The sequence below is a fragment of the Kineococcus glutinatus genome, from assembly GCF_039542765.1.
In the GTDB taxonomy this organism is placed as follows: domain Bacteria; phylum Actinomycetota; class Actinomycetes; order Actinomycetales; family Kineococcaceae; genus Kineococcus_A; species Kineococcus_A glutinatus.
Window position 1 is genome coordinate 1 of record NZ_BAABIL010000406.1, and the last position, 9,894, is coordinate 9,894.

The 9,894-nt window shown below is 77.0% G+C and carries 10 protein-coding genes; 4 read left to right on the forward strand and 6 right to left on the reverse strand.

Going from position 1 to position 9,894, the window contains the following annotated elements; all coding sequences use genetic code 11:
- Positions 1–104 precede the first annotated feature (104 nt).
- From egtB to ABEB16_RS14720, 4 genes are all read left to right on the forward strand, one after another.
- Positions 105–1,388 carry an ergothioneine biosynthesis protein EgtB gene (gene egtB / locus ABEB16_RS14705; protein WP_345712985.1) on the forward strand — a complete coding sequence of 428 codons (1,284 nt, stop codon included), beginning with the start codon at positions 105–107 and terminating at the stop codon, positions 1,386–1,388.
- On the forward strand, positions 1,389–2,087 hold the full coding sequence (egtC, locus tag ABEB16_RS14710; protein ID WP_345712986.1) for an ergothioneine biosynthesis protein EgtC: 699 nt from the start codon (positions 1,389–1,391) through the stop codon (positions 2,085–2,087).
- 65 nt (positions 2,088–2,152) lie between these two features.
- Positions 2,153–3,130, forward strand: coding sequence for an L-histidine N(alpha)-methyltransferase (gene egtD / locus ABEB16_RS14715; RefSeq protein ID WP_345712993.1), 978 nt, complete (start codon positions 2,153–2,155; stop codon positions 3,128–3,130).
- Positions 3,127–4,314 carry an aminotransferase class V-fold PLP-dependent enzyme gene (locus ABEB16_RS14720; protein WP_345712994.1) on the forward strand — a complete coding sequence of 396 codons (1,188 nt, stop codon included), beginning with the start codon at positions 3,127–3,129 and terminating at the stop codon, positions 4,312–4,314. Before egtD ends, ABEB16_RS14720 begins: the two co-directional genes overlap by 4 nt.
- On the opposite strand, the gene ABEB16_RS14725 is transcribed toward ABEB16_RS14720, so the two are convergent.
- From ABEB16_RS14725 to ABEB16_RS14750, 6 genes are all read right to left on the reverse strand, one after another.
- Positions 4,251–4,676 (reverse strand): PGPGW domain-containing protein, encoded by a 426-nt coding sequence (locus tag ABEB16_RS14725; RefSeq protein ID WP_345712987.1) that lies wholly within the window; start codon positions 4,674–4,676, stop codon positions 4,251–4,253. The two genes, ABEB16_RS14720 and ABEB16_RS14725, sit on opposite strands and share 64 nt — an antisense overlap.
- 28 nt (positions 4,677–4,704) lie before the next feature.
- A complete protein-coding gene (locus tag ABEB16_RS14730) occupies positions 4,705–5,862 on the reverse strand; it encodes a glutathione-independent formaldehyde dehydrogenase (RefSeq protein WP_345712988.1) in 1,158 nt (385 codons plus the stop codon).
- Positions 5,863–6,001: 139 nt separating this feature from the next.
- On the reverse strand, positions 6,002–7,591 hold the full coding sequence (locus ABEB16_RS14735) for a phospholipase D family protein (RefSeq protein WP_345712989.1): 1,590 nt from the start codon (positions 7,589–7,591) through the stop codon (positions 6,002–6,004).
- On the reverse strand, positions 7,592–8,575 hold the full coding sequence (locus ABEB16_RS14740; RefSeq protein WP_345712990.1) for a cation diffusion facilitator family transporter: 984 nt from the start codon (positions 8,573–8,575) through the stop codon (positions 7,592–7,594). It abuts the gene before it with no gap.
- Positions 8,572–9,273 carry a transporter substrate-binding domain-containing protein gene (locus tag ABEB16_RS14745; RefSeq protein ID WP_345712991.1) on the reverse strand — a complete coding sequence of 234 codons (702 nt, stop codon included), beginning with the start codon at positions 9,271–9,273 and terminating at the stop codon, positions 8,572–8,574. The genes ABEB16_RS14740 and ABEB16_RS14745 overlap by 4 nt, the downstream gene beginning before the upstream one ends.
- Before the next feature lie 115 nt (positions 9,274–9,388).
- On the reverse strand, positions 9,389–9,894 hold a 506-nt coding region (locus ABEB16_RS14750), incomplete at its 5' end, for an EamA family transporter (protein ID WP_345712992.1).

Consider the following 9,894-nt stretch of genomic DNA (forward strand, 5'->3'; position numbering starts at 1 on the left):
CGCTGGGCGGAACTGCTGGACTCCGGCCGCACCCCGGCCGACCTCGTCGAGGACCGCGCCCGCCGGTCGGGTCCGGCCGGCTGCCTGCTCGCGGAGGAGCTGCGATGACGACGCACCTGGACACCGCCGTGGCCGCCCTGGGGTCCGCGCGGGGGCGGACGCTGGCCCTCACCGCGTTCGACGACGCGGAACTGCTGGCCCAGCACTCCCGCCTGATGAGCCCGCTGGTGTGGGACCTCGCCCACGTCGGGCAGCAGGAGGAGTTCTGGCTGCTGCAGACCGGGCGGGGTTCCTACCACCCGGTGTTCCACCCCCGGGTCGCCTCCCTCTACGACGCGTTCGAGCACCCCCGCGCCACCCGCCCCGCCCTGCCGCTGCTCAGCCCCGGGGAGTCGCGCCGCTCGCTGGGCGACGTCCGCGGCCGCGTCCTGGACCTGCTGGAGCGCTCCCCGGCGCACGACCCGCTGTTCGCCGCGGGCATGGTCGCGCAGCACGAGCACCAGCACGGCGAGACGATGCTGGCGACGCACAACCTGCGCGCGGGCGCACCGCTGCTGACCCCGACCGCCACCCCGCCCGGGCGGGCCGTGCCCCACGACGCCGTGCTCGTGCCCGGCGGCCCGTTCCGGCTCGGGGCGGACCCCGCCGCGGAGCCGTGGGCGCTGGACAACGAACTGCCCCAGCACGAGGTGCACGTCCCCGCCTTCCGCATCGCGCGGCTGCCCGTCACGAACGCGCAGTGGGTGGGGTTCTGCGCGGCGGGCGGCTACGACGACGAGCGGCTGTGGTCGGCCGAGGGGTGGGAGCACCGCCGGACGGCGGGCCTGCACGCCCCGATGTCCTGGCGGCCGGACGGGGCGGGCGGCTGGACCCGCCGCCGCTTCGGCCGCACCGAGGCCGTCCCGCCGGACGAGCCCGTCCAGCACGTCTCCTTCCACGAGGCCGAGGCCTACGCCCGGTGGGCGGGCGGGCGGCTGCCCACGGAGGTGGAGTGGGAGAAGGCCTGCGCCTGGGACCCCGTCCTGCACCGCCGCCGGCGCTGGCCGTGGGGTGGGGAACCGCCGACGGCGGAGCGCGCGAACCTCGGCGGGACGAGCCTCGGGCCGGCGCCCGCGGGGGCCTACCCGGCGGGGGCGTCGGCGTACGGGGTGGAGCAGATGGTCGGCGACGTCTGGGAGTGGACGTCCTCGGGGTTCGGGCCGTGGCCCGGGTTCCGGGCGATGCTGTACGCCGACTACTCCGAGCCGTTCTTCGGCGGCGGCTACCGGGTGCTGCGCGGCGGGGCGTGGGCCACCGACCCCGTCGCCGTCCGGCCCTCGTTCCGCAACTGGGACCTGCCGGTGCGGCGGCAGATCTTCTGCGGTCTGCGGCTCGCCTGGGACGCGTAGGTGTGCCGGCACCTCGCCTGGCTCGGCGCGCCCCGGTCGCTGTCCGCGCTGCTGCTGGACCCCGGGCACGGGCTGCTGCGGCAGAGCTGGCAGCCGCGGCGGCAGCGCCACGGCACCGTCAACGCCGACGGCTGGGGCGTCGGGTGGTGGTCCCCCGCGCGGGCGGAACCCGCCCGGTGGCGCTCCCCGCGACCGATGTGGGCGGACGCGTCGCTGCTGTCGGTGGCCCCGCACGTGAGCGCCACGTGCGTCGTCGCGGCGGTGCGCAGCGCCACCACCGGCATGCCGGCGGACGAGACGGCGTGCGCCCCGTTCGCGCGGGGGCGCTGGCTGCTGTCGCACAACGGGCGGGTGGACCGCGCGGTGCTGCCCGCCGCGGCGTGGCCGGCGGCGGAGTCCGTCTGCGACAGCGCGGTCCTCGCGTCGTGGCTGCTGGAGGACCCCGCGGACCTCGCGGCCCGGATCCGCACCGCCGGCGCGGCCGACCCGGGCGCCCGCCTCAACGTGCTCCTCGCCGACGGGGAGCGCCTGCTCGCCACCACCTGGGGGGACACCCTGAGCCTGCTGGTCGCGCCCGGCGGCGTCGTCCTGGCGAGCGAGCCCTACGACGACGACCCGTCCTGGCGGGACGTCCCCGACCGTGTCCTCGTCACGGTGGCGCCGGACGGCGTCACCCTCGAACCCCTGGACGTGCCGTGACCCCTCGAACGACCCCCTCCACGACCCCCTCCGCCACGACCGCCTCCGGTGCCCCCGCGGACGCGCTGCCGGTGCTGGTGGAGGACCACCTCCCCGCCGGCGCCCTCGTGGCGGCGCTGCGCGCCGACGCCCTGGCCGGGTTGACCGCCACCCCGAGGCGGCTGCCGCCGAAGTGGTTCTACGACGAGCGCGGCGGTCGGCTCTTCGACGAGATCACCCGCCTGCCGGAGTACTACCCGACCCGCCGCGAGCGCGAGCTGCTGGCGGCCGTCGCGGCCGAGGTGGCGGGGCTGACGGGGGCCGACACCCTCGTCGAGCTCGGCAGCGGCACGAGCGAGAAGACCCGGCTGCTGCTCGACGCCCTCCGCGACGCCGGCACCCTGCGCCGGTTCGTGCCCTTCGACGTCGACGGCGCGACCCTCACGGCGGCCGGCGCGGCGGTCGCGCGGGCCTACCCCGGCGTCGCCGTCCATGCCGTCGTCGGCGACTTCGAGCACCACCTCGGCACGATCCCGGGCGGAGGCCGCCGCCTCGTCGTGTTCCTGGGCTCCACCCTGGGCAACTTCGAGCCCGGCCCGCGCGCGGAGTTCCTGCGGGCCGTGGCCGCCACCCTCGGGCCGCAGGACGCGTTCCTGCTGGGCACCGACCTCGTCAAGGACCCCGCGCGCCTCCTCGCCGCCTACGACGACGCCGCGGGGGTGACCGCCGAGTTCAACCGCAACGTCCTGCACGTCCTCGACCGCGAGCTCGGCGCGGACTTCGACCCCGGCGCGTTCGAGCACGTCGTCGTCTGGGACGAGGAGCACGAGTGGATCGAGATGCACCTGCGCGCGCGGGACGCCGTGCAGGTGCACGTGGCCGCCCTGGACCTCACGGTGCGGTTCGCGCCCGGGGAGACGATCCGCACGGAGGTGTCGGCGAAGTTCCGCCGCGAGACGGTCCGCGCGGAGCTCGCCGCCGCCGGCCTGGACCTCCGGCGGTGGTGGACCGACCCCGCCGGGGACGTCGCGCTGAGCCTGGCCGTGCCGGGGGAGCCGCGCTGAGCGCCCCGGCCCTCGACGTCGCCCGCGCCCGCCGCGAGACCCCGGGCACCGCGCACGTCGCCCACCTGGACAACGCCGGGGCGGCGCTGCCCCCGGCGGTGGTCACCGAGGCCGTGGTGGGGCACCTGCGGCTGGAGGCGCGCACCGGCGGGTACGCGGCCGCCGCCGCGGCCGCCGGTGACGTGGCGGCCACCTACGCCGCGGTCGCCCGCCTCCTCGGCTGCGCGCCGGAGGAGATCGCCCTCACCGGCAGCGCCACCGCGGCCTGGCGCGCGGCGTTCTCCGGTCTGCGCTTCCGCCGCGGGCAGCGGGTCCTCACCGGCCGGTCCGAGTACGCGGGCAACCTCATCGCCCTGCTGCAGGCCGCCGCCCGCACCGGGGTCGTCGTCGAGGTCGTCGACGACGACGAGCACGGGCAGCTCGACGTGGCGGACCTGCGCCGGCGCCTCGACGACGACGTGGCGCTGGTGGCGGTGACGCACGTCCCCACCAGCGGCGGGCTGGTGAACCCGGTGGCCGAGGTGGGCCGGCTCTGCCGCGAGGCGGGCACCCTCTTCCTGCTGGACGCCTGCCAGTCGGTGGGCCAGCTGCCGGTCGACGTGGCGGGGATCGGCTGCGACTTCCTCACGGCGACCGGCCGCAAGTTCCTGCGCGCACCGCGCGGGACGGGGTTCCTCTACGCCTCACCCCGGACCCGGCACGTGGAGCCGCTGTTCCCGGACCTGCGCTCGGCGGAGCTGACCGGCCCGGACCGGTACGCGGTCCGGGACGACGCCCGGCGCTTCGAGACCTGGGAGCACGACGTGGCGGGCAGGATCGGCCTGGGGGTGGCCGTCGAGCACGCCCTCGGGTGGGGGCTGCCCGCGATCCGCGACCGCGTGCGGGACCTCGCCGCGGGACTCAGGGCGCGCCTGCGCGAGCGCCCCGGGACCGCGGTCCACGACCGCGGCCTGCAGCGCTGCGGCATCGTGACGTTCACCGTCGAGGGCGTCCCCGCCGCGGACGTCCGGCGCGCGCTCGCCTCCGCGGGGGTCACCACCGCCGTCTCCGCCGCCGCCTCGGCGCCGCTGGACCTCGGCGCCCGGGGCCTGCCCGACGTGGTGCGCGCCTCGGTGCACTACTACAACGACGAGGACGACCTCGGGCGCCTGCTCGCGGCGCTGCCCGCACCCCGCCCGCGGTGAGGCGCGCGGGCCCAGGCCACGACGCCGACGAGGAACAGCCCGCTGAGCACGAGGAGCACCGCGGTCGCGGTACCCACCAGCGGGACCCGGACCCCGGCGAGGGACAGCACCCCGACGCCGGCCGTCACGGCCGCGCACGCCACGGCGAACACCGCGCGCCCCCCGCTGCGGCGGAGCTCGTCGACGCCCTCGCGCGACTTCCGCCTCGCCCAGCGCAGCGGCGGGCGCGCCCACGGGAACTGGGTGGCCAGCACGGCCAGCCCCGCCGCGACCAGGACCAGGCCCGGCCCCGGCAGGACGACCAGCGCGGCGCCGGCGACCACGAGCAGCGCACCGACGACGGTGACGACGGTCTTCTTCACGACCTGCCCGTGCCCGCCGGGCCGGGGATCATGCGGGTGCGGCCGCCGCCCCGGGGTGCAGGAGCACCTTCGTCCAGCCGTCCTCGCGGGCGTCGAAGCGCGCGTAGCCCTCCACGGCCTGCTCCAGGCCCAGCTCGTGGGAGACGATGATCCCGGGGGTGGCGCGCCCGGCGACGACGAGGTCGCGCAGCTGGCGGTTGTACCGCTTCACGGGTGCCTGGCCGGTGCCCATCTGCTGGCCCTTGGTGAAGAAGGTGCCGTAGTCGAAACCGATGCGCCCCTCCTTCGCGCCCTCCGTCGCGGCGCCGGGGTCCTGGGGCACGTACACGCCGACGACGCCGATGCCCCCGGCGCTGCGCACCACCTGCACGAGGTTGTCCAGGACGAGCTCGGGGTGCTCCTCGCCGGTGTGGTCGTGGGCCTGGTAACCGACGGCCTCCACGCCGCGGTCGACGCCCTGCCCGCCGGTGGCCTCCAGGATCTGCTGGACGGGGTCGCCGGCGGAGAAGTCCACCGGGGTCGCGCCGAACCTGCCCGCCAGCGCGAGGCGGTCGGCCTCCTCGTCCACCACGAACACCTGCGAGGCACCCTTGAGGACGGCGGCGTGCGCGGCCATCAACCCGACCGGGCCGGCGCCGAACACGGCGACGGTGTCACCGGGCGCCATGCCGGACAGCTCCACGCCGTGCCAGCCGGTGGGGAAGACGTCGGAGAGCATCGTGAAGTCGTTCTCGTGCTCCGTGCCCTGCGGCAGCTCCAGGAGGTTGAAGTCCGCGTGCGGCACGCGCAGGAACTCCGCCTGCCCGCCGTCGTAGGGGCCCATGTTCGCGTAGCCGTACGCGGCGCCGTCGACGCCCTCGGTGGGGTTGGTCCGCAGGCAGAACGACGTCCAGCCGTGCTCGCAGTTGCGGCAGGAGCCGCACGCGATGTTGAACGGCACCGAGACGCGGTCACCGACCTTGACGCGCTCGACGCCGGGGCCGACCTCCTCGACGATCCCCATGTTCTCGTGGCCGAGGACCTTGCCCTCCTCCACGGCGGTGCGCCCCTCGTACATGTGCAGGTCCGAGCCGCAGATGTTCGTGGTGGTGATGCGGATGACGGCGTCGTTCGGCTGCTCGACGCGCGCGTCCGGCACGTCCTTCACCTCGACGGTGCGGGGGCCCTGGTAGACGACGGCCTTCACGGTTGCTCCTCCGGGTCGGGACGGGCGGCCGGTCGCGCGCGGCCGCAGGGGTTCGCCGTCCTGCTACCCGCCGGTCCGGGACCCATGCGGAGGTCGTCCAGCGTTCACCCACCCCGCCGGCCCGTGCGCGGTGGGGACGTCAGCGCTCGCCCTGGTCGAGGACGTGGCGGTACAGCGGCGCCGCGAACGCCCGCTGCCACCACCGCAGCACGGGGTCCCGGTGGACCCGCAACCGCCCCGGCGGGCGGGGGCCGCGGCGGCCGGCGTCGTGCCAGGCGTCCAGCGCGGCGGCGCTGCGCCCCAGCGCCGCCACCGCGTCGGACGGGTCGAGCAGGTCCGCGTCGTCACCCTCCGCCCGGTCGAGGTGCTCGCGCAGCAGCCGCAACCGCAGGTCCCGCGCGAAGCGGCGCGCCCCGTCGCCCAGCCCGGCCGGGTCGCGCGGCGCGCGGGGATCGCGCTCGGCGTCGAGGACCGCGGCGGACAGCTCGGAGTCGTGGGTCCACGAGCGGCGGTTGAGGTTGTCGCTGCGCACGCAGGCCCACACGTCGTCGACGACGGTGATCTTGGAGTGCACGTACACCGGCTCCCCGGCGTGGTTCTCCACGTCGAAGACGTGCACCCGTGCACCCCCGGCCGCCCGCAGCACCCGCAGCGCGCGGACCTGCCCGAGCAGCAGCGGCGGACCGGCCAGCGGTCCGCCGCGTTTCGGCTCCCGCGGCAGCAGGACCACCAGGTGCAGGTCCGGGTTCTCCCGCAGCGGACCGGCGAAGACCTCCGCCACCTCCTCCGACCAGAGGAACTGCTCCTCCACGTACACCAGCCGCCGCGCCCGGCGCAGGGCCTTGGCGTGCCCGCGGGCGGTGCTGCGCTCCCCGCGCGGGGCGAACGGGTAGCGGGGCCGGCGGCGCGGGTAGGTCCGCAGCAGCTGTACCGCGCAGGAACCCGCCGCATCCGGCGCCGGGAGCTGCGGCGGCAGGCCCGGCGGGCGCCGCAGCAGGCGCCGGGCGAGGTCGGGCACGAGCTGCCACGGCAGCAGGGACAGCGGCGCGCGGTCCTCCCACCGCTCCCGGAACACCGTCTCCACGTCCCGCACGGCGGGGCCGCGGACCTCCGCGCTCACGTCGTGCCAGGACGGGCGCTCGCCGTACCGGCGCCCGAACGCCATCGTCTGGGCGTCGCCGCGGTGCCCGGCGTCGTCGCGGCGGGAGTGGCCGAGGTCCAGGCTGCCGACGAAGGCGACGTCGGCGGCGGGGCGGGCGGCGTGGCGCACGACGAGGAACTTCTGGTGGTGGCTGCCCAGGGTGCGCACCCGCTGGTCCAGCACGACCTCCGCGCCCGGGCCCCGCACGTCCTGGGCGAGGTGGCGGTTGCGCTCCGGGAGGACCTTCAGGACGTCCCACGGCGAGCGCCACACCAGGCCCTTCACCAGCACCCCGCGGCGGGCCGCCGCCGACAGCGCCTCCGCGATGGTGGGCCCCTCGTCGGTCAGCAGCTCGTCCGGGTCCCCCTGCCAGTCGGCGAAGAACACCACGTCACCCTCGCCGGTGTCCTCCAGCGCGGCGGCCACCGCCCGCAGGTACGCCACCCCGTCCACCAGGGGCCGGACCGCGTTGCCCGTGCTCCACGCCGGCAGGCGGGTGGCGTCGTTGCCGCGCCCGCCGCGGTCGAGGAGCCAGGGGTGGCCGGCGTCCCCGCCGCCGCAGGCGGGGCGCCCGGTGGGTCCGGGCACTCAGCGCTTCCCCGGCCGCGGCGCCGACCCGCGCTCGTCGTGCAGCGCGGGCAGGGGCACCACGACGACCTCCCGCAGGCGCCAGTCGAGCTGCTGCAGGTCGTCCACGGCCTCCTGCACCAGGTGCGGCAGCGGCGCCCCCGTCTCCTCCGGCACGACGTAGACCTCGCCGGTGACGAGGTGGCCGTGCTCGCGCAGCCGGACCTCGGCCTCGCGCACCCACGCCAGGGACCGGACGTGCCGCTCCACCACCGCGATGAGCTCCAGCGGCTGCTCCTCACCCGGGCTGGTCGGGATGCGGTCCATGAGGTCGGCGAAGGCGGATCGCACGTTGCGCAGGCCGTCGCGGGTGATGTCGAGGGAGATGACGACGGCGGCCACCGCGTCGGCCCACCACAGCCCCGCCCCGATGCCGAGGACGCCGACGATGGCGGCCACCGCCGTCAGCCAGTCGGCGCGGTTCATCTCGGCGTCGGCGTAGAGGACCTTGTCGTGCAACCTCGCCGCCATCGGCAGCTTCATCCGGCCGAGCACGACCGCCGGGACCGCGCTCCAGACGAGGGCGGCGATCATCGGCCAGCCCAGCCACACCTGGAACCCGAAGACCTCGACGAGCCCGATGGAGGGCCGTTCCCGGATGAGCAGCCGGTAGGCGGAGTCCGCGAAGAGCAGCACCCCCATCACCAGCAGCGCGAAGGAGGCGATCAGGTAGGCGGCGCTGACCACGCGGTGGAAGCCGTAGGGGAAGCGCTGGCTGGCCTCGCGCTCCCGGAAGCGGGACGCCACGAGGAACGCGATGGCGGGCAGCAGGCTGAGCAGGTCCTCCACCCAGGCGGCCTTCATGGCCTGCGACTGGCCCAGCACCAGCCCCATCAGCGCGACGGCGCTGACCAGGTAGGCCAGCGTCCACCGCTCCAGCCGCACCGCGCGCCGGTACAGCCGCTCCACCTCGGGCGGCATCTCGTGGTCGGCGTAGACCCTCACGCGCCCTCCTCGTCCAGCAGCCGCTGCACGTGGGCGGGGTCCAGGCGCAGCAGGAACCGCTCGACCTCCACCTGCCAGCCGCTCTCCCCCGAGCGCACCGCCCAGACGTGGTCGGCGGACTGCAGCTCCACGCCCGTCCCCCGCAGGCCGTGCAGGTCCAGCTCCCAGTCCTCCACCGCCACCGGGCCCGTGCCCCCACCCGCGTCGGGCACGACCTGCGGTACGGCGCCCGCCGAGCGCAGCAGGCCCTCCAGCTGCGGGTCGGCCTCCAGCCGCACGGTGCGGCCCGCCACGTCCTCCGGGGCGGGCTCACCCCCCGGCACCGCCACGACGGTGCGGGTCGTGACGTAGGGGCGGGTGAAGGTCACCTCCGCCGTCCACGGGTCCTGCGCGGTCAGCCCGCCCACGACCAGGTCCAGCGCCCCGTCGTGCAGGCCGGACACCAGCTCCGCCGTCGCGCCGGGGACCCAGCTCACCTCGGCGCCCACCCGGCCGGCGAGCTCCTCCACCAGCCGCACCTCCACCCCGCGCGGCCCCTCCGCGGCAGCGGCCCACGGCTCCGCCTCGACCACCCCCACGCGCAGGGTGCCGCCGCGCACCCGCTCCAGGGTGCCGTCGACGTCCCGCGGCCACTGGCACCCCGCGGTGACGACCCCCACCACGAGCGCTCCCGCGCCGACGCGCAGCCACGACCGCACAGCTCCTCCCGGCCCTCGCACCACCCGCGCAGCCTCCCAGCCCCGCCCGCGGACGGCGCGCCCACGACCACCCGGATGCGCCCACCACCGGCGGCGCGCGGGCCCCGGCCGCACGTCACCGGCCGGTCTGCCGCACCCCGCGACGGCGCCGGCCGGGCACGGCCAGCAGCGCCAGCCCCACCCCGAGCACGGCCAGGCCGCACCAGGACACCACCGGCAGGCGCTCGCCCAGCACCGCCACCCCCAGCACCGCCGCCACGGCCGGCTCGGCCAGCGTCAGGGACGTCGCCACCGACGCCGGCGTGCGGCGCAGGCCCAGCCCGAACAGCCGGTAGGCCAGGTACACGGTGAACACCGCCAGGTGCAGCACCACCGCCGCGCCCCGCGCCCCGGCCAGCCGGTCGGCGCCGCCCAGCACCGCCACCGGCAGCACCAGCACCCCGGCGGCGCCGAACAGCACGCCCATCACCGCACCCGGGGGACGCCCCCGCCCGATGAGGTCGCCGCCGATCAGCGAGTACACCGCGTACGAGGCCCCCGCGGCCACGGCCAGCCCGACGCCCGCCGCGTCCACCGGTGTCCCGCGCCCCGCCAGCCCCGGGCCCAGCACCAGCAGCGCGC